Here is a 23,607-nt window from a genome sequence, read left to right on the forward strand (position 1 = left end):
GAGCGATCGTTCCAGCTGTGAAAGCCTTTCTGATGAAGGATGACCGAACGCTCATTTCAGAGTGCGGATAAACTCCGCCGGTTGGACCCGTTAACGTCCGTTCAGAGGAGATTGTGCAGACGCCGCCTAGCTGCAAGCCGCACAATAACCAGGGTGGTACCGCGAGCAAATCGTCCCTGTTTATCAGGGGCGTTTTTTGTTTTAAAATCAAGGTTGATGGAGGAGGAACAACATCTCATGAAAGCAAGTGAAATCCGCTCCAAGTGGTTGGAGTTTTTTGAAAGCAAAGGACATAAAATCGAGCCTAGTGCGCCGCTTGTACCGCATAACGACCCGTCGCTGCTGTGGATTAACGCCGGAATGGCTCCGTTGAAGCCTTATTTCGACGGCCGCGTCGTGCCGGACAATCCGCGGATCGCCAACTCGCAAAAATGCATTCGCACCAACGATATTGAGAACGTAGGCAAAACGCGCCGTCACCATACGTTCTTCGAGATGCTCGGGAATTTCTCGATCGGAGATTATTTCAAAGAGGAAGCTATCACCTGGGCATGGGAGTTTCTCACCAGTCCCCAGTGGATCGGCTTCGACCCGGACCGGCTGTCCGTCACCGTCTATCCCGAGGATACGGAAGCGTTCGAGCTTTGGAACAAAAAAATCGGTCTTCCGGAGGAGCGCATCTACAAGCTGCAGGATAACTTCTGGGATATCGGCGAAGGCCCTTGCGGTCCTTGTACGGAGATCTTCTATGACCGCGGCGATGCCTACGGCGATTTGAATGATCCGGAATGCTGGCCTGGCGGTGAGAACGAACGCTTCCTTGAAGTGTGGAATCTGGTGTTCTCCCAGTTTAACCACAATAAAGACGGCAGCTATACACCGCTTCCGAGCAAGAACATTGATACGGGAGCAGGTCTGGAGCGCTTTGCATCCATTTTGCAGGACGTCGATTCCAATTTTGATACCGACCTGTTCCAGCCGATCATTCAGCAAACGTGCAAGCTGGCGGGCGTAACTTACAAGCAGAATGAAGAAACCGACGTTGCGCTGAAGGTCATTGCCGATCATATTCGCACGGTGGTGTTCTCCGTCGGAGACGGCGTGCTGCCGTCCAACGAGGGCCGCGGTTATGTCATCCGCCGCTTGCTTCGCCGCGCGGTTCGCTACGGCAAGGTGCTTGGTCTGGACAAACCGTTCCTGTACACGCTCACGCCGGTAGTCGGCGAGATCATGGGCGTTTATTACCCGGAAGTTGTAGAAAAACGCGAGTTCATTGAAAAAGTGATCCGTACCGAAGAGGAGCGCTTCCATGAGACATTGTCCGACGGATTGGCCATCCTTGCGGAAATGGTAGACAAAGCGCGTAAAGCAGGAAGTTCAGAAATCAGCGGACCCGATGCGTTCAAACTGTACGATACCTACGGCTTCCCGTTTGACCTGACCGAGGATTTCGCTTCCGAGCAAGGGATGACTGTCGATCGCGACGGCTTTGATCAAGCGATGCAGGAGCAGCGCGACCGTGCCCGTGCGGCCCGTCAAGATGCGGACAGCATGAAGGTACAGGGAGGTCCTTTGGCCGACTACACGGTTAAAAGCGAGTTTGTTGGTTATACTGATCTGGTAACTGCGGCTAAAGTGCTGGCGATCGTTCATGAGAATCGGTTTGTCGATTTGGTAGGGACCGGAGAGACGTGTCAGGTGATCCTTGATAAGACGCCGTTCTATGCCGAAAGCGGGGGGCAGGTCAGCGACCACGGTTATATCACCGCCGGAGATACAGTGCTCAAAGTAGAGGATGTCGGCAAGGCTCCGCATGGTCAGCATGTGCATACGGTCGTAGTGGAATCGGGCGTGCTGCGCAAAGGCGATCAGGTGCAGGCGACAGTAACCCAGGAAGTGCGCGAAGATATTATCAAAAATCACACGGCGACGCATCTGCTGCATAAGGCCCTGAAAGAAGTGCTCGGCGATCACGTCAACCAGGCGGGTTCTCTCGTGGCGCCAGAACGTCTGCGCTTTGACTTCTCTCATTTTGGCAGCATTTCGGCAGAGGAGCTTCAGGATATTGAGCGGCGCGTCAATGCGCAAATCTGGAGAAGCATGGATGTCGACATTTCCTTAAAGCCGATAGCGGAAGCCAAAGCCATGGGAGCCATGGCCTTGTTCGGTGAAAAATACGGCGATATCGTCCGTGTGGTGCGCGTAGGCGGTTACAGCCTTGAGCTGTGCGGAGGCTGCCATGTTCAAAATACAAGCCAAATCGGGCTGTTCAAGATTGTCGGCGAATCCGGTATCGGTTCGGGCGTGCGCCGAATTGAAGCGGTGACGGGTCGCGCCGCTTATGAATATTTGGACGGCCAACTGCAGTTCCTCAGAGACGCCGCGGGGCTGCTGAAGTCCAACATTGCAGACGTGCCTAAACGGATCAACGCATTGCTTGCACAGCTGAAAGAGATATCCCGTGAGAACGAATCGCTGAAAGCGAAGCTGAGCGGTATTGAAGCGGGATCCCTGACAGAACGGGTGAAGCAGGTGAACGGCGTGGCTGTTCTTGCTGCGGAAGTATCGGCAGGCGATATGGAGACGCTTCGGAACATCGTGGATCAGATGAAAAGCAAATTGGGCTCAGCCATCATCGTGCTTGGAGCTGCGGCAGACGGCAAGGTGAATCTTGCAGCCGCGGTTACGCCGGATTTGGTATCCAAAGGCTATCATGCCGGCAAGCTGATTAAAGAAGTGGCTGCACGCTGCGGAGGCAGCGGAGGCGGGAGACCGGATATGGCTCAAGCCGGCGGTAAAGATCCGTCGAAGCTGAAGGAAGCGATCCAAAGCGTTGAGAAGCTCTTAGAATTAAAATAATTTTGCTTGTCAAGAGGAATATTTAGGCAAATGGCGAATATGTGGAATATGTGGGTTATGATGAATACAGGGGGGTGCTTTTCCAGATGAGTTCAATGGATAAAACGATGAAATATAACGTCAAGGCGGAAGAGATCGAGACGTCACCCAAAGAGGTCATTTTAACGGTGTTTGACGCGCTTCAGGAAAAAGGCTACAACCCGATCAACCAAATCGTCGGTTATCTGCTTTCCGGCGATCCGGCCTATATCCCACGTCACAACAATGCAAGGAGCATCATCCGCAAGCGGGAGAGAGATGAACTGATCGAGGAGCTCGTTCGTTCTTATCTCCAACAGTATAAATCTTAAGGTGCAGACAGGCCGATTGGAGCAGCTATGCGTTACATGGGATTAGATTACGGTGACAAGACGATCGGTGTCGCTGTCAGTGATGAGCTCGGCTGGACGGCACAAGGGCTTGAGGTGATCCGCCGAACGACGGCACAGCGGGATATGGACCGTATCAAAGCGTTGGTTCAGCAGTACGGGGTAACGGAAGTTGTGGTCGGGCTTCCGAAAAATATGAACAACACGATCGGACCCCGTGGGGAAATTTGCATCGCATTTTCTAAAGAACTGCATGAAACCCTACAAATGCCGGTGCATTTGTGGGACGAACGGCTGACGACGGCTGCGGCGCAGCGAACGCTGCTGGAGGCGGACGTCAGCCGCAAGAAACGGAAACAGGTCGTTGACAAGATGGCTGCTGCACTCATTTTGCAAGGATTCATGGATTCCCAATCTTACTCGAAGAGGTGATGGACTGTGTCCCAGAAGGATCAAGGTTCCAATCAGGAACAAGTGCTTGAAGAGCCGGAAATTATTTATATTCCCGATGATGAAGGCAATGAAGAAGAATTTGAAGTGATCATGAAATTTGAAGTGGACGGCTCGGACAATAAGTACATGATGGTTGTTCCTGTCGATGCCGATGAGGAATCCGACGAAGTGTATGCGTTCCGTTATGAAGAAGACGGCGACGACCTGCAGCTGTATACGATTGAAGATGAAGACGAATGGAATATCGTGGAGGAAACCTTCAATACGCTGATGGACGAATTCGACGAAGATGAGGAAGAGTCCAAGTAATCTGCGAAAGGAGGCCTTCATTTGAACCGCATGTCGGAAGCCGAACCTACACGTCAGTTGCGGGAAGTCTACGGAAATGATATTATTTTGTATGACGAGCATCAGGAATCCGTTGTTTACCGCATCGTCTCCGAGTTGATCGTAAACGGTCAGGCCTATGCTATGCTGGAAAAAGCGAAGCCAGGCAAGGATGACGAGCCGGAAGTGTACCGCGTATCACGCAAGGACGATGGAGAACTGGAGCTCGAAACGATCGAAGACGACGATGAATGGGAGAATATCTCCGAGCTCTTCGACGAATGGACTTTTCCGGCTGACGAACAGTTGTAAGCATACAACTTTTTACCTAATGCGTTGCCTGGAGCGGAGATAATCCGCTCTTTTTCGTTTGTTTTGCCGGGCTTGAAGAAGGGGCGGGATAGCATCATTGTGGAGAGAAGAAGGTCGATGAAACGTATCGTCTTATCGGGACTGATTATTATTATATTCCTGATGGCCGGGGCCGGAGCCGGTCTTGCTTTATATGTGGTGAAAGCGTTGGAGCCCATGCCGCCATCGGCGGAAGCGCAGCGGATTTCTTTCCCTCCGGGAACCGGAGTGGCGCAGCTGGCTCTGGAGCTCGAACAAAAGGGGATCGTGCGCAATGCCCGCATTTTTACATGGTACCTGAAGTATAAGCGGGAGGGCGCACGCTTCCAGGCGGGAGAATACGACATGACGCCGGGGATCTCGCCGGATGAGATTATCGGTCAGCTGAATCGGGGAGAGACGGTCAAGGAAGCGGGACTGCGGCTTACCGTTCCCGAGGGTTTTACGCTGCGGCAGATCGCCGAGAAGCTGGAGGCGGAACACGGAATGGACAGCACGGCCTTCCTCCAGGCGGCGCAAAGCTATAAAGCTGCGGAAGGAACGGTTGGAGCGTCTATTCCGGAGGATGCATCCATCCGTTATCGGCTTGAGGGATATCTGTTTCCCGAGACGTATGAATGGAAGAAGGACGCCGATGCGAATGAGATGATCGCCTCGATGATGCAGGAGCTCGACAAACGGCTCGCCCAGCTGCCGCAGGACTGGAAAGAAGTCATGGCGCAGCGAAATTTGACGTTCCATCAGATGCTGACCATCGCATCGCTGATTGAAAGGGAAGTGGTGGTGGACGGAGAGCGGCCTATTGTCAGCGGAATTATTCATAACCGTCTAAAGCAAGGCATGCCGCTGCAAATTGACGCCACGGTTCAATATTTATTCGATAAACAAAGGGAACGGCTGCTTTTCCAGGATTTGCTTATCGAAAGCCCGTACAACACGTATTTGAATAAGGGGCTTCCGCCAGGCCCGATTGCAAGCCCGAGTCTTGATTCCATTCAGGCGGCCATTTATCCGGCAGAGACCAACTATTTGTTTTATGTGACCAAGAAGGACGGGACCAGGAGGCATTTGTTCGCCGAAACGTTCGAGCAGCATAATAAAAATATTGCCGAGAGCAACAAGACGGGCAATCCGTGATTTTAGATAAAGCAGGTGAGGCTGAAGATGAAGAAACCCGAGCTTTTGATCTCCGCAGGCTCCGCCGAAGAGGCTCAGCGCTACATTAAAGCCGGAGCGGACGCCGTGGTTGTCGGCGAGCACAAGTTTGGCATACGGCTCCCGGGAGAAGTGACAACGGAGGAGCTTCGCAGGCTTGTTCCCTGGGCTCACGGGCATGGGGCTAAAGTGTATGTCGCGGTAAATAATATTATGGATAATGGTGTGCTTCCCGATTTGGAGGCTTATTTGAGCAAGCTGCAAGAGATCGGGCCCGATGCGCTTGTCTTCGGCGATCCGGCTGTGTTAATGGCTGTCCGTAGCGCCGCACCCGGGATGCCGCTGCATTGGAACGCGGAGATGACATCTACGAATTATGCCACCGCCCGGTACTGGGGACGTAAGGGCGCCGTACGGATGGTGCTGGCCCGCGAACTGAACCTGGAGGAGACGATCGATATCAAGCGGCAGCTGGCCGATGAAATGGAAGTGCAGGTACAGGTGCACGGCATGACGAATATTTATCATTCCAAGCGGAGCCTGCTCACGATTTATAAAGAGCATCGGGGAAGGCCCGAGGAACTGCAAAAGTTGTCGCTGGGAATGGAAGAAGGGCTGTTCCTGATCGAACAGGAACGCCAGGACGAACGTTATCCGGTTTATGAGGATGAGAACGGTACGCACATTATGAGCTCGGATGATATCTGCATGCTGGATAGTCTTCACGAGCTGATGGAGGGCGAAATCGACAGCTTCAAGGTGGAGGGGCTGCTCAAATCCGCCGAGTACAATGAAACGGTGATCCGAAGCTACCGGCAAGCGATCGACGCTTATGTCGCGGATCCGGAACGCTACGAATTCAATGAAGAGTGGCTGGACGCGATCCGCGCGCTGCAGGATCCGCGGCGTGAGCTTTCTTACGGGTTTTTCTTTAAAGAGCAAGTGTATTAAATCGATCAAAAGAAATCAAAGCGAGGTGGAAATGATGACATTATTGCAGCAGGATCTGCTGGGCAAGCGCATCCGGCTCGAGAAGCCGGAGCTGCTGGCGCCGGCGGGCAGCTTGGAGAAGTTAAAATTTGCCGTCCATTACGGTGCGGATGCGGTATATATCGGCGGCCAGCAGTACGGTCTTCGTTCGAATGCGGACAACTTTACGTTCGAAGAGATGCGGGAAGGCGTCAAGTTTGCCGAAAAGTACGGGGCCAAAGTATTTGTGGCTACCAACATTTTTGCTCATAACGAGGATTTGCCTGGTCTCGAAGAATATTTAAAGGGAATCCAGGATGCCGGGGTTCACGCCATCATCGTTGCGGATCCGGTCATTATCGAAACGTGCAAACGCGTGGCGCCGCGGCTTGAGATTCATCTAAGCACGCAGCAGTCCACGATGAACCGTCAGGCCGTACAGTTCTGGAAGGAAGACGGAGTGGACCGTGTCGTATTGGCCAGGGAAGCTACGATGGAAGAGATCCTGGAGATCAAAAAACATGTGGATATCGAAATCGAGGTATTCGTGCATGGCGCGATGTGCAGCTCCTACTCGGGCCGCTGTGTGCTCTCGAACCATTTTACCGACCGGGATTCCAACCGCGGCGGGTGCTGTCAGTCGTGCCGCTGGAAGTACGATTTGTTCACGTCTCAAGAGGATGTGGAGCAGGAGATCGGCATGAAGGAGATCCCGCTGTTCCAGGAAGGAGATAACCCGTTCTCCATGAGCTCCAAGGATTTGTGTATGATCGAGCATGTGCCGGAACTGATTCGTGCGGGCGTCGACAGCTTCAAGATCGAAGGACGGATGAAGAGCGTACACTATGTGGCAACGGTAGTGAACGCTTATCGACAGGCGATTGATGCGTATTTTGCCGATCCGGAGCATTACGAGATGAAACCGGAATGGCTTTACGAGATTCAAAAAGCGGCTAACCGGCCGCTGAACACAGGCTTCTTCTATGGCGAGCCGGACCACGAAGACCATATCTTTGAGCCGGAGGACAAGGCTGCGCCGTACGATTTTGTTGGCGTAGTTACGGATTACGATGCCAATACGCAAACGGCGCTCATACAGCAGCGCAACCATTTTAAACCGGGTCAAGAGGTGGAGTTTTTCGGACCCAAGGGAACGTTCTTTAAGCAGATCGTTCCCGAGCTGCGTACGGAGGACGGTCAACCGATTGATGCGGCACGCCATCCGCTGCAGCTTATTCGAATGAAGGTGGACCGGCCGGTTCAACCGCTGGATCTGATGAGAAAGAAGATAGGCAAATAAACAGAAGGTATGGCATAAAAGGGGCCGTCCCATAAGTAGCTTTTAGCTACGCAGGGACGGCCCTGTTTTCTTAACTTCTCGTTTCCATACAGAAAAAAAGGTCGAGTAGGGGGCTATACGTACTCTCTTACTCGACCTTTTTGGTTCATCGCCGCCCACTTTAATAAATTATGGGCAAGGGAAAGCCACCCGACCTCCAGGCTCACTTTGGGCAAGCCGCGAAGCAGGAAACGCCGGAAGTTCCGGTTGTTTTTCATTTGTCCAAACACACTCTCCGGTTCGATCATACGTCGAACCGACAACGCGTAGCAAGAAAAAAAGTGAGGGCAAGCCCCATAAAGTAGCCGTGATCGTTTGCGCCAACAAGTTATTACATCACGTCTACGCTATGCTAAAAAAGGGCACCCTACACTTTATAAAACACCAATTATAAGTAGAAAAAACCATAAACTTCCATTGTATGGAGGTTTATTTGTCATGCTTAGAAAATAGTATACAAACTATTTATCTGTCAAGCAATCAAAAGTGTTGACAAACCATTAGCTGGTTTTTATTGATAGTCTAAAAAGACTATAAATTTTTTGTTGATTTGTCCCGATATATAATAAGTCAGCTGTGTTTTTTGTCATATTCGCTGGAAAACTCTTTTATTGGATTGGGGCGATAGAACTATATTTTTTTTTGAATTGTGCAGGAAAAAGAAAAGGATTATGGCTAAACTTGTCGAATACGTATAAGCTGTGTTTTTACACATTCAGCTAACTATACCAAATCTAGGTGGTGGTCTCTGTGAAGAACTACTGGTCTTCACTCAAAGCCAGCCTGCAAAAAGCCGGCAAAGCATTTACAGCACAGATTCGTTTGAAATTTTCCAACAGGCGTAACCGTCAAGGGGCGCCCAATGCTTCACGTGCCATCGATGCGATAAAGGGGATCAGGTTGAATAACTTGTTCAAATCGGTTGGAACAAAGCTGTTTATCATTTTTCTTTTGAGTATCTGGTTTTTCGTCTTGAGCGTGGGTTTCATTTCTTATTTCATTTCCAAAGACGTGATTCAAAGAAAGGTGGCCGAAGCCTCCGAACAGACGATTGTTCAAGCGGGGCAAAAGCTGGATATTCTGTACAATACATATGAAGATTTATCCATGCAAATTTTAATCGACGAAGATCTGAGGAACGTGCTGAAGGAGTTGAATCAGCTAGACAAAAACAGCTATGAATATCTCGTGCTTCGTCAAAAGCTTGGAGAAAGGCTAAACGTATATTCATATTCGAATAAAGCCATTACCTCCATACAATTAATGAATTCCGCCGGAGATCCGTTGGCAGGGTCAGGAGGCACCCTTAAAAGCGAGGGCATGGGACAAGAAAGCTGGTTCAAATCTATCCTGGACAACAACGGAGCCGTTTCCTGGCTGGGGACCAAGCAGGGCGGATTCTCACAAAACGTCGGAGTCCCCGGTGCGGCCAGCTTCGCATTGGGACGGCTGTTGAAGGTTACCAACGATTATCATGTGGTCTTGTTGATGGAGATCAATCTGGACGTCATTGATAAAGAATTAAGCTCCATTAATATGGGCGAAGGCGGAAGAACGATTATTGCCGGTCCGAATATGGAATTGATTTATCATGCAGATCGGACGACCATCGGAAATGACAGCAATCTCGGCGTTGCCAAGGAATCGTTTGAAAATGACATGGGCAGGCTGCTCAGCGACAATAAAAACATGCAGCTGGTGTACTACAAATCCCAAAAGAACCATTGGCTGCTCGTGGGCGAGATGCCTGTGGACGAGTTGGTCAAAGACGCCAAAACGATATCCAATATGACTTGGCTGATGACCGCTGTCGCAGCGGTGATTTCAGTCATCATCGGTTATTTTATCGCCCAAATGATCGGAAGGCCGATCATTATGCTCCGGAACTTGATGAAACAGGGAGAGCAGGGAGATTTAAGAGTCCGGATGACGGTCAAACGGAATGATGAAATCGGCCAGCTGGGTGAAAGCTTCAATCAAATGATGGAGAAAATCACCGGACTCGTGCAGCAAACCAATCAGTCTGCGCAGGATGTGCTCAATACCGCCGGTGAATTGTCCGAGGCTTCGAAGCAGACGGCCATTTCCGCCAAGGAGATCGCCGTCGCAACGGAGGAAATAGCCAACGGTGCATCCAGCCTGGCTGTGGAATCGGAGCGGGGGAATGAATTAACCCACAACATCGGCTTGCAAATGAAAAACGTGGTGGATGCGAACATCGTTATGGGCTCATCCGCATCGGAAGTTCAGAAGTCGAGTAAACAAGGGATTGAATATATGTCCCAGTTGATCGGCAAGACGAATACGACGGAAGCGATGACCCGGGAAATGGTGGAGAAGGTAGATAACCTGAAGGACAGCACCAGCTCCATCCGAAAAATTCTGGAAATGCTGAACAGCATTACGAAGCAAACGAACATCCTGTCCTTAAATGCGACCATCGAGGCGGCCAGAGCGGGTGCGGCAGGCAAAGGATTCATGGTGGTAGCCGACGAAATCCGCAAGCTCGCGGATCAGTCCCGTCAATCGATTGCGGTTGTGGGTGAAATTACCGAGAAGATACAAAAGGAGATAGACGAAACGGTAAGCGTACTTTCCCAGGCTTATCCGATATTCCAGGAGCAGATTCAATCCGTTAAAGAGGCGGATTCCATCTTCAAGCAGGTTGATTCGCAAATGGGCGGGTTGATTGACAGGCTCTCGGAAGTGACGGAATCGATCAGCCAATTGGAATCTTCGCAAATGATATTGAATGACGCGATGACGAATGTGAGCGCTGTGGCGCAGCAATCGTCAGCGACCTCGGAGGAGGTTGCTTCCTTAAGCTCGGAACAGCTGAACATCAGCAGCAGTCTTGTGAAGCTGTCAGACAAGCTCGAAGAGCTGTCCAATTCGTTGAAGGAGTCTCTTTCCAAATTCCAGGTATAGCCTAAAGCCTTTCCCTGTAAGCGGGGGAAGGCTTTTTTTGCCGTCCATCGCCGTCAAGAAACGTTTGGAGCTCATGACAACTGAACATACTGTTACTAGATTACAGGCATTAAAGGAGATTCCGGCATGAATGACGAAACCGAGCTGAAAAAGCATCGCATGTTCCTTGCTTTACTTCTGATTGTCGGTCTTTTGGCCGTCTGGAACATCAGATTATTCTGGATTCAAGTCGTCGCCACCCGCAGCTTCACAGGCAGGGGCATCGATTTACTGGCGAACTCTGTGATTCAGCGGGAAAACGGAATAGTTCTGGATAGCGGCAGAGGAGATTTCGTTGACCGGAACGGCGATCCGCTCACCGGTAAAGAGTTGAAGGTGCTGACGGTGTTTCCTGTACGCGAGGAGGGCAGTGCGGGAGGACGGCGGGAGGAGTCGCTGAACCGGATTGCAGAATGGATGGGAATTCCGGGGAAAGAATGGCATATATTCGTCAGCGGGCTGAAATCACCGGAAATCTGGTCCGAATCGGGCCGGCCCGTCGCGCTTACGGATTCCCAGGCAGAGCGGATTGAAGCGCTCGGATTACCGGATGTCCGGGTGATGCGCTACAAGCAGCGATATGCACAGCAGCAGCCGGCAAGTCATGTCATCGGTTTTATCGGACAAAATCCGGAGCGGATCATGGAGCAGTTTTCGGGCCAAATCCAAAAGGGAGAGCTTCAGCTCACAAGTAAAATCGGGAATGCCGGTCTGGAGAAAACGTTTGATTATTGGCTGCAAGGCATCGGAGCTACCTCGGTTTCTTTATTTACCGACGGGATGAAGCGGCCTTTACCCGGTTTGGATGTGAGAATAATATCGCCCGACAATCCCTACTACCCGCTAAAAATGGTTACGACACTGAACAAAGGCATTCAGAGCCATATTGAATTTCAGATGGAGCGGCTCGGGATTGCGGAAGGAGCGGTTGTCGTGCTGGATATTCGGAACGCGGATACGGTAGCCATGGCAAGCCGTCCTTCGTTTCATCCCGGACACGTCGATCCGACAGAAGGCCATTGGAGCAATAGAGCACTAAAAGCAACCGTCCCGGGCTCGATATTCAAAACAGTGACGGCTGCTGCCGCGTTGGAAGAAAAAGCGGTGCATCCGGACGAAACGTTTGAATGCAACGGAGAGCTTGGAAAGTATGGATTCACCTGCTGGAAAAAGGGGGGACATGGACACTTGACGCTGGAGGAAGGCTTTGCGCAATCCTGCAACATCGTTTTTGCGGAAGCTGCGAAACGTATCGGCGCGGAGAAGCTGGAGCAATATGCGCAAAAGCTCGGGTTGGGGACTCTCGTGGGCTGGTCGGGAGCGGTGCCGGGACAAGCGGACTTCAGGCAGTGGGACGGAGAAGAGAAGGGACAGGTGTATCACCTTTCGACCGATAAAAGAGATGAGGGGGCTTTAGTGCAGACGGCGATCGGGCAGCGGGATGTCCAGGTGACTCCGCTCCAGGTGGCCAATCTGGTCGTAAGCTTATATGCGCAAGGAAAGGTACTCTCGCCGCGCATCGTCCAGGAAATCCGGTTTCAGAACGATCGGCTTCATACCTCTTTCCCTCCAAGAGGGCTTGCACCGGAAGGTGCCGCTCCGATCAGCCCTGATACGGCACAGCGGCTGCTCGCTTGGATGAAAGAGGTGGTAGACCATGGTACCGGTACGGCGCTGCAGGCGGCCAAATGGCCGCTTGCAGGCAAATCGGGAACGGCTCAATTGACCTTGAAGAACGGGAAGCCGGGAGAAAATCATTGGTTCATCGGGTATGGTCCTGCGGATCAGCCCCGTTACGCCGTTGCCGTTCTGGTACAGAATGTGCCGCAAGGATACGGCAACAAGTCCGTTCCTTTGTTCAAGGAAGTCATGGACATTCTTGCTGCTCCGTAAGTCTAGTGATAAGCGGATGAGTGCAGGGAAGGGATCAGAATGGAAAAACAGGTGCCTTTTCCTACTTCGCTTGTCACGTCTATGCGGCCCTGAATGTTCTGAATGGTCCGATAAGTAACCATCATGCCGAGTCCTGTTCCCTTAACGCGCGTAGAATAATATGGCGTCCCCAGCCGCCTTACCTCGTCGGCCGTCATCCCGACGCCGTGGTCGATGATATCGATACATACGGTTTGATTCTGTACTACGCCGACGAGCTGCAGCTTGCCTCCGCCCGGCATCGAATCAATTCCGTTCCTGCACAAGCAAACGATGCACTGCATGAATTTATCCGTATTGGCGCTGATCATCAGCTGATCCTGCAAATGCGTCTCGATGGTCACTCCTTTAAGCTCGGCATACGCTTGCAGCGACTCTACTGCGGCAGCAATAACCGTCTTGGCATCGAACAGCTGCGTTGCATCGAATTGCGGCTTGGCGAATGTCAGGTAGTCGTTGATGATGGATTGGGCTTTGTCCATTTCTTCCAAAACCAGTTGGTTGTAAAATTGGCGTTTGTCTTCGGGCAAATGGCTTTGGCTCATCATCTGCACAAAACCGCGAACAACGGTCAACGGATTGCGAATTTCATGGGCAAACGATGCCGCAAGCTCGCTCAGCATGTTCATCTGATCGTTGTGCTGTATTCGTTTACGCAGATTAAGGTTTTTCTTTATCTGGCGAATGGTATACACGACAAGGATCGAAGTGACCGTGAATATTAAACAGTATAAAGAAAAAAAGATGAAGAAATGACTGCCCACAGGAACACCTTGCAGCCACTGGGTTAGCAGGGCGACAAAGGCCGATATAAGGGAGATCGCAAGTCCCAATAAGGCCCCCTTGACAGGGTGGAGCAGATTGGACGCATCGCCAAGCCTTTTTTGACAATACCACAGCAATATCAGAATAAAGCTTAATAATATCGGAAGCGTATGAAGATCGGAGCTGTTCAAGTGCCAGCCGTACCCCATGATGACGGCGGAAACGCCCAGCGCCGGAACCGGGCCGGCATAAAAAAAGCAGACTGCCAGCGGAATCATGCGGAAGTCGTAGCGGTAGTCCGGATGCCATTCTAACGGGTACGACATACTGAATACGGCAACCAAAGCACAAATAGCGGCTGCGATCCAATGTTTGCTTCTTTCGTCTGTTCGCTGCAGCCGGTCGATCCAAAAAAGCTGGTAAAGCAGTACGGGTGTTATAATAATAAACATGTGAAGCAAAAGTTGACAGATCAGATTCAAAAAACATCACCTTTTAAGGGTATAATCAAAAAACGTATATTCTTTCTTATTCGACAAAATCTTTTAAGTTCCTACATCATGCCAAAAAACCTTTTTCTAACCGAAACGCATACCGGTCTGAAAAAGGTTATTGCTGGAAGAACGGGAAAGCCTAAGGATGAGAGGAGCTCAAGAGACAAATCATTGTGGCGGACAGGATGAGTTCGATCCGTAGAGGCGGCTGTAGTATTCAATCGTTTCACGGAGTCCGCTGCGCAGCGTGACACGGGGCTCCCACCCAAGCTGTTCTTTGGCCGCCGTGTTGTCAAGCCGACTGTGGATGATGTCGCCGGCGCGCGGAGGCATGTAGCGGGGAGCGAACGGCTTGCCGCACAGCTCGCTCATTAGCTTCAGCAGATTATTTACCGAGGTCTGCTTATTCCAGCTGATGTTGTATATTCCTTTGCTCCCGCGTTCAACGGCCGCCAGGTTGGCGCTGACGATATCTTTGACATAAATGAAATCACGGGTTTGCTCGCCGTCCCCGAAAATAACGGTTTGCTGTCCTTGCAGCAGCTGATCCACGAAGACGGACACGACGCCGCCCTCTCCTTTGGGATCCTGACGAATTCCATATACATTGGCATAGCGTAATATGGTGTAATCGATTCCGAATAAATGAGAGAAGATCTCAATGTAATGCTCTGGCGTTTGCTTGGAAATGCCGTAAAAGGAAATCGGGCGGAGTGGATGCCCTTCATCCGCTCCAAGATACTCCGGAGGTCCGTACACAGCGGCAGAAGAAGCATAGATCAGTTTGCGCACTTTATGCTCGCGGCATTGCTCCAGCAGGGCAAGGGTACCCAGAATATTGACTTTTGCATCGAGCAGCGGACGCTCCATGGAAGTTTGCACGTCGATTTGCGCCGCGTGATGAATGACCATATCCGGTTTGGCTTGCTCAAAAACAGCTCCGAGCTGATCCCCTGTAATGTCGATAAGATGAAATATTGCCTTGGGATTCACGTTCTCCCGACGGCCTGTCGTTAAATTATCGACAACATGCACCCGATGTCCCGAATCGATGAGCGCATCCACGATATGTGAGCCAATAAAACCCGCGCCTCCGGTGACCACAAAATTCATTTTCTATTCCTCCAAAGTATAAAATACAATATCGTGAATGGAGGCCAATCACGCCGCACGTTGCTCAGGTTGACTTGCCCGGAAGCAGAGGAACCTTCCAATGCGCTTCTTCGATCCAAGTCCGGGTACTGAATTCCCGTCCGCGAATCACGACTTCATGCGGGTATACCTGTACGTACATTCCCTGTACCGGCGTTCCCGATTGACCGGGGACGGGCCTTGTTTTGCCTACCGAGGCATTGTTGAACCAGTGAAAGGTGTTCTGCCGGTTGTAATGGTCTTCTCCGACAAAGTTGCGGTGACTGTGTCCGGACAGCACGAAGACGTTGATGTAAGGCTCCAGAATGGCGCGGAATCGCTCGGCGCGAATCAACCGATGCGTACCGCCGTCCGTGCCCGGCTCCGGAAGCGGTTGATGGATAAAGACAAAAGCGGGCCGCCCGTCTTTGTGGGCTTTCATCGTTTCTTCAAACCAAGCCAGCTGTTCGTCGGAATACCATGCTCCTTCTCCGACCTCGGGCGTTTCCTGGACGTAAGTCTCCTGGGACAGCATGATGAGATGAACGCCCTTGATCCATACCTCATGATAAGGTTTGTCCTTATACCCGATAAACCGCATAAACCGCTCGCGTGACATGGCGTCCGTTTTGCCGTTGGGCATCGTCTCCGTAGAGAAAGCTCCTTTGGCGTTCAGCCATATATCGTAATAATCGTGGTTGCCCATATTCCCGTACAGCGGTGGAAGCTTATACTCATGGAGTATCGATTGCAGACGTTTGTACTCCGACTCTCTGCCGAAGTCTGTCAAATCGCCTCCCAGCACGATCGTGTCCACATCCGATTCGAACTTGCTGATGTCTTTCAGCGCCAAATGCAGTCTGCCGTCGAAGACGGAATCCGCCGCGGAAATGTGCAGATCGCTGAGCAGAAAGAAGGAAAGGACAGGGACGGAAAGATCGGAGGAAGCCGTCCGAGCCTCGGGCTGTTGGGAATGATTTCCTCCGGATTTGGTTTCAGTGTATGTATCCGAGGCGCCATTCCATATTTGAGATGCAGTCAGGGCGCCCCCTGACATCAACGTGAGGATGGCCAGCATCTGTTTGACAAAGAGTCTTCTGGACATCATATTCGGACTTTCCCTCCGGGTATTGTGCTAATTAGCTTCATTATAATGGAGCAGGCATAAAAATAGAATAAGCGTTTTGTAAATTTAATGTCGAACGCTGTAATAAATTCGCAGGCGAATGAACGGGTACTATAAGAAATTAGTACTTCCGTTCTTATCCGGCTTGGATATACTAAAATGAACAGGACCTTGCCGGCAGACAGGGTCCGGGACAAAAGGTGGTGTGGCTTATGAGCAGAAAATGGGTGGAAAACCAAGCGCCTCTCTGGATCGAGCGGGGAATTGTAACCCGCGAGCAGGCGAATCAGATTCTGGATTTATATGAAGATAAAAAGCATGCCGTCGGTCTGCTTCCGATTCTCGGAAGCATTCTGCTCGGGCTTGGGATTTTGAGCTTTATTGCGGCCAATTGGCAGGATATTCCGCAGCTCGTCCGGTTGTGCCTGGTGATGGCGGCGATGGCGGGCTTCTACGTTGCGGGGGAGATCATGGTGCGCAGGGGCAGCGATAAGCTGGGCATCGCACTTGTCGCTCTCGGTGTTATTACCTTTGGCGGAGGCATCATCCTCATCGGTCAAATGTTTCATCTGATAGCTTACCATGCGGGAACGTTCATTTTGTGGTCGGCCGCGGGGGTGCTGGCAGCATTCCTCTACCGCAGCCGTTATTTATATTTGCTGAGCTTGCTGCTGGTCAATATTGCCCAGTGGTACAGTGTCAACGAGTTCGATACGTTCAGCTATACGGCTTTCGGTCTGCTGGTGCTGGCACTTGGGACTTATGTCTGGAAGCGGCGCAGCCATCTTCTGATCTGGCTGTTCAGCTTCAGCGTAACGCTGCATCTGCTGATGTGGACGACGTCGGGGCAGATTCCGTTCCTGTGGATGTTCATTCCCGCTATGTCGCTTTATGTGCTGGGCGATTGGCTTGAGGAGCGCCGCGACGGTTACGCACTGCAGTCGGCGCCGCTTACAGCCGCGTATATATTCGGTGTGTATATGGTCCTGTTCCCGGGCGAATGGAAAGACGGGATGATGGAGCAGCTTCGGCCGGAGCCACTGTTTTATATCGGAGCACTGGTGCTTCTGTTCGCCGTTTCGCTCGCGGGCAAAATGAAGAACGGAAAAGCTCAAAGCGCGTTCGAATGGGTATTGCTGGTACCGTTTATTTACATGCCTTCGGGGATCGAATTGCTGTACCTGCTCTCGCTGTTCTTTTTCTCGCTGTATGTTTTATGGTGCGGGTATGCACAGGAGTGGCGCTTCAAAATCAACTTCGGCACGCTGCTCTTCATCTGCAGCACGCTGGTGGCTTATGGCAAATTGACTTGGGATTTCATGGACAAATCGCTGTTTTTCATCATCGGCGGAATGATTCTTCTCGGGCTTGGCTGGTTCCTGAACCGCCGGAAAAAACAGGTTTTGGACGATACGAAGGAGGGGATTCGGCATGAGTAACGGGAGCGCGGTTTCGGTAAAGCGCCGTTCCTTGCTTGTGTTTGGACTGGTGCTGCTGCAGGCGCTGGTGCTGGCCGGAGTCGCCGTATCGTATTATGCCGTCGGCTGGTTTGGTCAGGATGTCCGCGTCCGAACGGTGCCTGTCGATCCCAGAGATCTGCTGTATGGGGATTACGTGACCTTAAGTTATGACATCAGCCAGCTGGATCCCTCCTTATGGAAGGATCCCGGCAGCCGGGCGGAGCGGGGCAAAACGATTTTTGTAGTGGCGGCGCCCGGAGCCGATGGGCTGTTTGAGGCCAAGGCGGCCTATGGGTCGAAGCCCTCCGCCGGGCAGGGCGAGGTCGTCCTGAAAGGACGAATCAATTACAACTGGGACGATGCGATTGCCGTGAAATACGGGATTGAAAAATACTACGTTCCGGAGAACACAGGCCAGGCGTTGGAGGAGAAGGCGGACCGGTTGATTGTTCACCTGAAAGTGGCTCCATGGGGCCAAGCAGCGATTCAGGGGTTGGAGGACCGAAAAGACTGAGAGAAAGGGGGCGGATACGCGGATGCCCGCTTGCAACGGAGAGTGTTCCCTTTTACAATAGGGGGTATCTATTTTGAGACGACTTTGAGACGTACATAAAGGGGATAGATCATGAGCAAATTCACCGATCTGCTGATCCTTGATCGGTCCAACGATCTGACGGAACCGGATGTGCTATATCCTTTTGCCTTGGAGGAGCTGCTGTGCAGGCATGTCGGCGAGGGCGGAGCGCCGCTTGTTCATCTTTGGCGGCATCCCCGGGCGTTTGTCATGGGCCTGCGCGACAGCCGTTTGCCGGGAGCGGGGAAAGCAGCCGAATGGCTTGAAAGGGACGGCTATTCCGTGGCCGTGCGCAATTCCGGCGGTGCGGCCGTCCCGCTGGATCTCGGCGTTGTCAATCTATCGCTGATTCTGCCTAAACGCAGGCAGGGAGAAATTGATTTTCGCGATGACTTTGAGCGAATGGTCGAACTCATCCGGCTCACCCTGCAGGAAACCGGGGCGAGCGTGAGTACGGGTGAAGTCCAGGGCGCCTATTGTCCGGGTGATTTTGACCTGAGTATCGGCGGGCGCAAATTTTGCGGCATTGCCCAACGGCGTCAAGCGCACGCTTATGTAGTGCAGGCTTTTGTGGTGGCCGAAGGAACGGGCAGGCAAAAAGCGCGGCTGGCCCGCGAGTTTTATCAACGCGCATCGGATCAAGCGGGCGGCGGTTCGGATCACCCCCGGGTAACGGAGGAGAGCATGGCCAGCTTGGAGGAGCTTACCGGCATCGGCGGCGGCGCCGCGGCGAAGTTTGCCGACGGCGTCAAGCGGGTGATCCGTGACCGGCAAACTCCGGAAGGGATGGAGCGGGCCGCCTCCGGACTGTGGCTGCCTGAACGCGATCAGGTGATAGAGATGATCTGTATGCTGAAGCAGCGTTACGGCATACGAAAAGGATAGCGGCAGCTGCAATCACTTAAGAAATTGCTTCAGCATCCATGGCAGCTCGTTCTGCCAGAAGCCCCATATATGCTTCCCCGGCTTTTCCTCATAGTTGACCAAACAGCTTCTCGCTTCGAGAAGCTGTTTGGTTATTCGATTCGCTTCCACAAAATCGAAGGTCCCCCGATCCGTATGAACCTCTGTTTCATCCAACCCGATCACCATGGACACGTGCAGCCTGGATAAATCGTCCTCCTGCGCAATGCGGTCTCTTGTCGATTGGAAAAATGCGCCCGATAAGGATATAACTTTACAAAATAGGCTAGGATAATCTAAGGCGAGATGCAGGGATACGGTTGCACCCAGAGAATCGCCCGCGATCATCCGTTCGTTTAAGTCCGCCCGTACAGGGTAATGATGTTCAAGGTAGGGCACCAGCTCCCGGGCGAAAAAACGGCAGTATGCGGCAAACCGGCTGCCTTCGGGAGCGTATTCGGAGGTGCGGACCGACTTATCCACGTCCACGCCTACGATGATGGCCGGTTCTATATTCTCGTCATAAATCAAGCGGTTCATGGTGGTGGCGATCCGTCCGAAATTGAAAAAGTCTTCTCCGTCCTGACAGTAAATCACCGGGTATGACAGCAGCTCGTTGTAACCGGGCGGGAGATATATTCGCAAGGAGCGGTCTTCGCCGAGCTCAGCCGAAGATATCGTTTCTTTTACAATGGTCCGTTTGTAGTACAAGCTTTCGTCCATGATAGCCATCTCCTTTGTATTATAATAGTTTTGTCGAAAAGAGGCATCTGTATTACTTATTTTGAGAAACTGTTATAGTGTTATGCATGTGTATATATCATATTTTTCAAGTAAGTTATTGTCTTATTGATAAAAACAGGTTTATAATAATACTATAACAGAAATTTTAAATAATCGACATTTTCATGTTTCTAAAAATCTATCTTAGAGGTGAATTTGATCATGAGCAAGCCGTATATAGTTGACGTGCAAGAAGTTCAGCCGCTGTCCGTTCTGGCTGAGGATGGTACGGTAGTCAATCCGGAAGCGATGCCGAAGCTCTCCGACGATCAGTTAAAGGAAGTTATGCGCCGCATGGTATTTACGCGGACGTGGGATCAACGTGCCGTAAACCTGACCCGTCAGGGCCGTCTTGGTTTTTATGCGCCGGTATCGGGTCAGGAAGCGACGATGATCGGCAGCGAGTTCGCTCTGAATAAGGATGATTTTATTTGTCCGGGGTATCGCGACATGCCTCAGATCGTTTGGCATGGCTTGCCGATGTACCAAGCGTTTTTGTATTCCAGAGGACATCAGCATGGCGGTCAAATTCCGGAAGATGTGCACGTGCTGATGCCGCAGATTATTATCGGAGCCCAGTATCTGCACGCGATGGGTGTAGCCATGGCGTTCAAACAGCGCGGGGAAAAGCGTGTCTCCATCACGTATACCGGCGACGGCGGTTCCTCCGAGGGTGATTTCTACGAAGCGATAAACTTTGCGGGGGCCTTCAAGCTGCCGGCGATTTTCGTCGTTCAAAATAACGGTTATGCCATTACGACTCCGTTCTCCAAGCAAACGGCTGCGTTGTCCATAGCTCACAAAGCGGTAGCGGCGGGGATTAAGGGCGTGCAAGTGGACGGAATGGATGTGCTGGCTGTCATCAAAGCGGTACAGGATGCAGCGGAACGCGGACGCAATGGCGAGGGAGCCACACTGATTGAAGCGGTAACGTACCGGTTCCTGCCGCATTCCATGTCCGGCGACGATCCGTCCAAATACCGTACGAAAGAGGAAACGGCGGAATGGGAACAGAAAGATCCGTTGAACCGCTTCCGCAATTACCTCGTGAGCAAGGGCTTGTGGTCGGAAGAAGAAGAGGCCGCTGTGATCGAGGATGCGAAGAATACGGTGGCGGAGCAAATCAAGAAAGCCGAACAGACGGAAAAAATGACGGTGCCGGGATTGATCGACAGCATGTTCGAAACGACGCCGCAGCATTTGGAAGAGCAGAAAGCGGATTATTTAGCGTAAAGGGGAGGAACCATCAGCCATGGCTCAAATGACAATGATTCAAGCGATCAAGGACGCGATGCGGGTTGAGCTTCAGCGCGATCCTAACGTGGTAATTTTCGGTGAAGACGTGGGGAAAGTCGGAGGCGTATTCCGGGCGACGGAAGGTCTTCAGGCGGAATTCGGGGAAAACCGCGTATTCGATACACCGCTGGCCGAATCGGCGATCGGCGGAATGGCCGTCGGTATGGCGATTCAAGGCTTCCGGCCGATTATGGAAATCCAATTTATCGGGTTTATTTTTGAAGCGTTCGACCAAATTGCGGTTCAGGCGGCCAGAATGCGCTACCGTTCCGGCGGCCGTTACCAGGCTCCGATCGTCATTCGCACACCGTTCGGCGGCGGAGTGAAGGCGGCGGAGCTGCACACGGATCCGCTGGAGGGTCTTTTGGTGCAAACGCCGGGGATTAAAGTGGTCGTGCCGTCCAATCCTTATGATGCGAAGGGTTTGTTGATTTCGGCCATTCGCGACAATGATCCGGTCTTTTTCATGGAGCATCTGAATTTATACCGCTCGTTCCGCGCCGAAGTGCCGGAAGGCGAATATACCGTTCCGATCGGCAAAGCCAACGTGGTTCGCGAAGGTTCTGACGTTACCATCATCACATACGGAGCTATGGTGCATACTTCGCTGAAGGCTGCGGAAGAATTGGAAAAAACCCGCGGCGCGAAGGCGGAAGTCATCGACCTGCGCACGCTGATGCCGCTGGACATCGATACGATCGTGGAATCGATCAAAAAGACGAACCGTGCGATCGTGGTACAGGAAGCGCAAAAAACGGCCGGCATTGCGGCGGAGGTCATCGCTCAGATCAACGAAAAGGCGATTTTGCATCTGGAAGCGCCCGTGCTGCGTGTGGCTCCTCCGGATACGGTATATCCTTTCGCACAGATTGAGGATCAATGGCTTCCGAATCCGGCGCGCATCGTAGCCGGTTTGAATAAGGTTCTGGATTTCTAATTCTGATAAATCGTAAGGACGGTGACTGACCGATGGCAAAGTTTGAATACCGTTTTCCCGAGCTGGGCGAGGGCATTCATGAGGGCGAAATTGTCAAGTGGCATGTAAAGCCAGGAGATACGGTAAACGATGAAACGATCCTGATGGACGTGCAAAACGATAAATCGACTGTAGAGGTTCCTTCCCCGGTGGAAGGCAAAATCGTCGAGCTGAAGGTTGACGAAGGCACGGTGTGTACGGTTGGCGATTTGATAGCCATTTTTGAAGTGGAAGGTGAAGTTCCGCAAAGTGCGGGCGGACACGGCGAAGCGCCTGGCGCCGCTGAAGCGGCAGCGCCTGCTGCGGCTGGGGCGGAAACCGGCGCCGAATGCGCGGTGGGCGGAGCTGTTGCGGCGAACGTGAACGCTGCGAAGCTGGATACGCCGATGGCAGGCGGCTCGTCCGCGGCGCAGGGAGCGGCGCAGGGAGCGGCGGCCGGAAGCCAGAAGCGTGAGGTATTGGCTACGCCGAGCGTCCGCAAGCTGGCTCGCGAGAAGGGTGTGAACATCGCGGAAGTGACGGCAACCGGGAAGAACGGGCGCGTGACGAAAGAAGATGTGCTCGGATTTGTGAACGGCGGCGGGAAAGCTGCAGCACCGGAAGCGGCGGAAACGGCGGCTCCTGCAGCATCGAAAGCTGCGCCTGCGGCTTTAACAGCCGCAAGCGGAGACCGCGAGGAAGAGCGCGTACCGCTCAAAGGCATCCGCAAGGCGATCGCCAATGCCATGGTGAAGAGCGTGTACACGGCGCCGCATGTGACGCTGATGGACGAAGTCGACGTGACGCAGCTCGTCGCGCTTCGTACGAAAGCAAAGCCGATTGCCGAGAAGAAAGGCGTCAAGCTGACATACCTGCCGTTCATCGTGAAGGCGCTGGTTGCGGCGGTTCGCCAATTCCCGGTAATGAACGCGATGATCGACGAAGAAAAGCAGGAAATCGTGTACAAAAAGTACTACCACATCGGGATTGCTACCGATACGGATAACGGTCTGATCGTTCCGGTTATTCCGGATGCCGACCGCAAGAGCATGTGGGCTATCGCCGAAGCGATTAAAGATTTGGCGGCGCGCGGCCGCGAGGGCAAACTGGGACCCAACGAGCTGAGAGGCTCGACGATCACCATTACGAACATCGGCTCCGCCGGCGGCATGTTCTTTACTCCGGTCATCAATTTCCCTGAGGTGGCGATTCTTGGAACGGGCCGGATTACGGAAAAGCCTGTAGTGAGAAACGGAGAGATCGTTGTCGCTCCTGTCATGGCATTGTCCTTAAGCTTCGATCACCGTATTATCGACGGTGCTACTGCTCAAAACTTTTTGAATTATATCAAGCAGCTGCTGGCCGATCCGGAACTGCTTGTCATGGAGGTGTAATCCATT

Annotated in this window: 20 protein-coding genes and 1 pseudogene; 16 read left to right on the forward strand and 5 right to left on the reverse strand. The window is 52.2% G+C overall.

Annotated elements, in window-relative coordinates:
- Nucleotides 1–237: 237 nt before the first annotated feature.
- The 8 genes from alaS to EXW96_RS06610 all read left to right on the forward strand — a co-directional run bounded on the left by alaS (nt 238) and on the right by EXW96_RS06610 (nt 7,782).
- The gene (gene alaS / locus EXW96_RS06575) at nt 238–2,859 is read left to right on the forward strand and encodes an alanine--tRNA ligase (RefSeq protein ID WP_137670135.1); all 2,622 of its coding nucleotides are present in this window, start codon (nt 238–240) and stop codon (nt 2,857–2,859) included.
- 86 nt (nt 2,860–2,945) lie between these two features.
- Nucleotides 2,946–3,209, forward strand: coding sequence for an IreB family regulatory phosphoprotein (locus tag EXW96_RS06580; RefSeq protein WP_054819016.1), 264 nt, complete (start codon nt 2,946–2,948; stop codon nt 3,207–3,209).
- Nucleotides 3,210–3,236: 27 nt separating this feature from the next.
- Entirely contained in the window at nt 3,237–3,659 is a 423-nt protein-coding gene (gene ruvX / locus EXW96_RS06585; protein ID WP_054819001.1) for a Holliday junction resolvase RuvX, read from the forward strand.
- 6 nt (nt 3,660–3,665) lie between these two features.
- Entirely contained in the window at nt 3,666–3,989 is a 324-nt protein-coding gene (locus EXW96_RS06590; RefSeq protein WP_054819000.1) for a DUF1292 domain-containing protein, read from the forward strand.
- Nucleotides 3,990–4,019: 30 nt separating this feature from the next.
- On the forward strand, nt 4,020–4,319 hold the full coding sequence (locus EXW96_RS06595) for a DUF1292 domain-containing protein (RefSeq protein ID WP_373864973.1): 300 nt from the start codon (nt 4,020–4,022) through the stop codon (nt 4,317–4,319).
- A 117-nt stretch (nt 4,320–4,436) separates the two neighbouring features.
- The gene (gene mltG / locus EXW96_RS06600) at nt 4,437–5,495 is read left to right on the forward strand and encodes an endolytic transglycosylase MltG (RefSeq protein WP_174350170.1); all 1,059 of its coding nucleotides are present in this window, start codon (nt 4,437–4,439) and stop codon (nt 5,493–5,495) included.
- Nucleotides 5,496–5,522: 27 nt separating this feature from the next.
- The gene (locus tag EXW96_RS06605; RefSeq protein ID WP_174350171.1) at nt 5,523–6,464 is read left to right on the forward strand and encodes a peptidase U32 family protein; all 942 of its coding nucleotides are present in this window, start codon (nt 5,523–5,525) and stop codon (nt 6,462–6,464) included.
- Between the two features lie 34 nt (nt 6,465–6,498).
- On the forward strand, nt 6,499–7,782 hold the full coding sequence (locus tag EXW96_RS06610) for a peptidase U32 family protein (RefSeq protein ID WP_062409193.1): 1,284 nt from the start codon (nt 6,499–6,501) through the stop codon (nt 7,780–7,782).
- A gap of 113 nt (nt 7,783–7,895) precedes the next feature.
- Here the strand turns inward: EXW96_RS06610 and EXW96_RS06615 are convergent.
- Nucleotides 7,896–8,090: pseudogene (locus EXW96_RS06615) on the reverse strand (transposase); the annotation flags it as partial.
- Nucleotides 8,091–8,571: 481 nt separating this feature from the next.
- Here EXW96_RS06615 and EXW96_RS06620 point away from each other — a divergent pair.
- The gene (locus tag EXW96_RS06620; RefSeq protein WP_309225035.1) at nt 8,572–10,749 is read left to right on the forward strand and encodes a methyl-accepting chemotaxis protein; all 2,178 of its coding nucleotides are present in this window, start codon (nt 8,572–8,574) and stop codon (nt 10,747–10,749) included.
- Nucleotides 10,750–10,875: 126 nt separating this feature from the next.
- The gene (locus EXW96_RS06625; protein ID WP_174350172.1) at nt 10,876–12,681 is read left to right on the forward strand and encodes a peptidoglycan D,D-transpeptidase FtsI family protein; all 1,806 of its coding nucleotides are present in this window, start codon (nt 10,876–10,878) and stop codon (nt 12,679–12,681) included.
- A 2-nt stretch (nt 12,682–12,683) separates the two neighbouring features.
- Here the strand turns inward: EXW96_RS06625 and EXW96_RS06630 are convergent, their stop codons facing one another.
- The 3 genes from EXW96_RS06630 to EXW96_RS06640 all read right to left on the reverse strand — a co-directional run bounded on the left by EXW96_RS06630 (nt 12,684) and on the right by EXW96_RS06640 (nt 16,218).
- Nucleotides 12,684–13,967: an ATP-binding protein gene (locus EXW96_RS06630; RefSeq protein WP_174350173.1), complete on the reverse strand. Its 1,284-nt coding sequence runs from the start codon at nt 13,965–13,967 to the stop codon at nt 12,684–12,686.
- A gap of 180 nt (nt 13,968–14,147) precedes the next feature.
- Nucleotides 14,148–15,092, reverse strand: a complete 945-nt coding sequence (locus EXW96_RS06635; RefSeq protein WP_054820175.1) for an NAD-dependent epimerase/dehydratase family protein — start codon at nt 15,090–15,092, stop codon at nt 14,148–14,150.
- A gap of 64 nt (nt 15,093–15,156) precedes the next feature.
- Nucleotides 15,157–16,218 carry a metallophosphoesterase family protein gene (locus EXW96_RS06640; protein ID WP_174350174.1) on the reverse strand — a complete coding sequence of 354 codons (1,062 nt, stop codon included), beginning with the start codon at nt 16,216–16,218 and terminating at the stop codon, nt 15,157–15,159.
- A 230-nt stretch (nt 16,219–16,448) separates the two neighbouring features.
- Between EXW96_RS06640 and EXW96_RS06645 the strand changes: the two genes are divergently transcribed.
- From EXW96_RS06645 to EXW96_RS06655, 3 genes are all read left to right on the forward strand, one after another.
- On the forward strand, nt 16,449–17,675 hold the full coding sequence (locus EXW96_RS06645; protein WP_174350175.1) for a DUF2157 domain-containing protein: 1,227 nt from the start codon (nt 16,449–16,451) through the stop codon (nt 17,673–17,675).
- Nucleotides 17,668–18,210 carry a GDYXXLXY domain-containing protein gene (locus EXW96_RS06650; RefSeq protein ID WP_137670139.1) on the forward strand — a complete coding sequence of 181 codons (543 nt, stop codon included), beginning with the start codon at nt 17,668–17,670 and terminating at the stop codon, nt 18,208–18,210. The genes EXW96_RS06645 and EXW96_RS06650 overlap by 8 nt, the downstream gene beginning before the upstream one ends.
- Nucleotides 18,211–18,321: 111 nt before the next feature.
- Nucleotides 18,322–19,155 (forward strand): lipoate--protein ligase family protein, encoded by an 834-nt coding sequence (locus EXW96_RS06655; RefSeq protein ID WP_054820173.1) that lies wholly within the window; start codon nt 18,322–18,324, stop codon nt 19,153–19,155.
- Between the two features lie 12 nt (nt 19,156–19,167).
- Here the strand turns inward: EXW96_RS06655 and EXW96_RS06660 are convergent, their stop codons facing one another.
- Nucleotides 19,168–19,896 (reverse strand): alpha/beta hydrolase, encoded by a 729-nt coding sequence (locus EXW96_RS06660; RefSeq protein WP_174350176.1) that lies wholly within the window; start codon nt 19,894–19,896, stop codon nt 19,168–19,170.
- Between the two features lie 222 nt (nt 19,897–20,118).
- Here EXW96_RS06660 and pdhA point away from each other — a divergent pair, with 222 nt between their 5' ends.
- The 3 genes from pdhA to EXW96_RS06675 are packed head-to-tail and all read left to right on the forward strand — an operon-like array spanning nt 20,119 to nt 23,601.
- On the forward strand, nt 20,119–21,189 hold the full coding sequence (pdhA, locus tag EXW96_RS06665) for a pyruvate dehydrogenase (acetyl-transferring) E1 component subunit alpha (RefSeq protein ID WP_062409188.1): 1,071 nt from the start codon (nt 20,119–20,121) through the stop codon (nt 21,187–21,189).
- A gap of 19 nt (nt 21,190–21,208) precedes the next feature.
- Nucleotides 21,209–22,189: an alpha-ketoacid dehydrogenase subunit beta gene (locus EXW96_RS06670; RefSeq protein ID WP_054820342.1), complete on the forward strand. Its 981-nt coding sequence runs from the start codon at nt 21,209–21,211 to the stop codon at nt 22,187–22,189.
- A 32-nt stretch (nt 22,190–22,221) separates the two neighbouring features.
- Nucleotides 22,222–23,601, forward strand: a complete 1,380-nt coding sequence (locus EXW96_RS06675; protein ID WP_174350177.1) for a dihydrolipoamide acetyltransferase family protein — start codon at nt 22,222–22,224, stop codon at nt 23,599–23,601.
- Nucleotides 23,602–23,607 lie beyond the last annotated feature (6 nt).

The sequence above is a fragment of the Paenibacillus sp. JMULE4 genome (genome assembly GCF_013337105.1).
GTDB lineage: Bacteria > Bacillota > Bacilli > Paenibacillales > NBRC-103111 > Paenibacillus_G > Paenibacillus_G naphthalenovorans.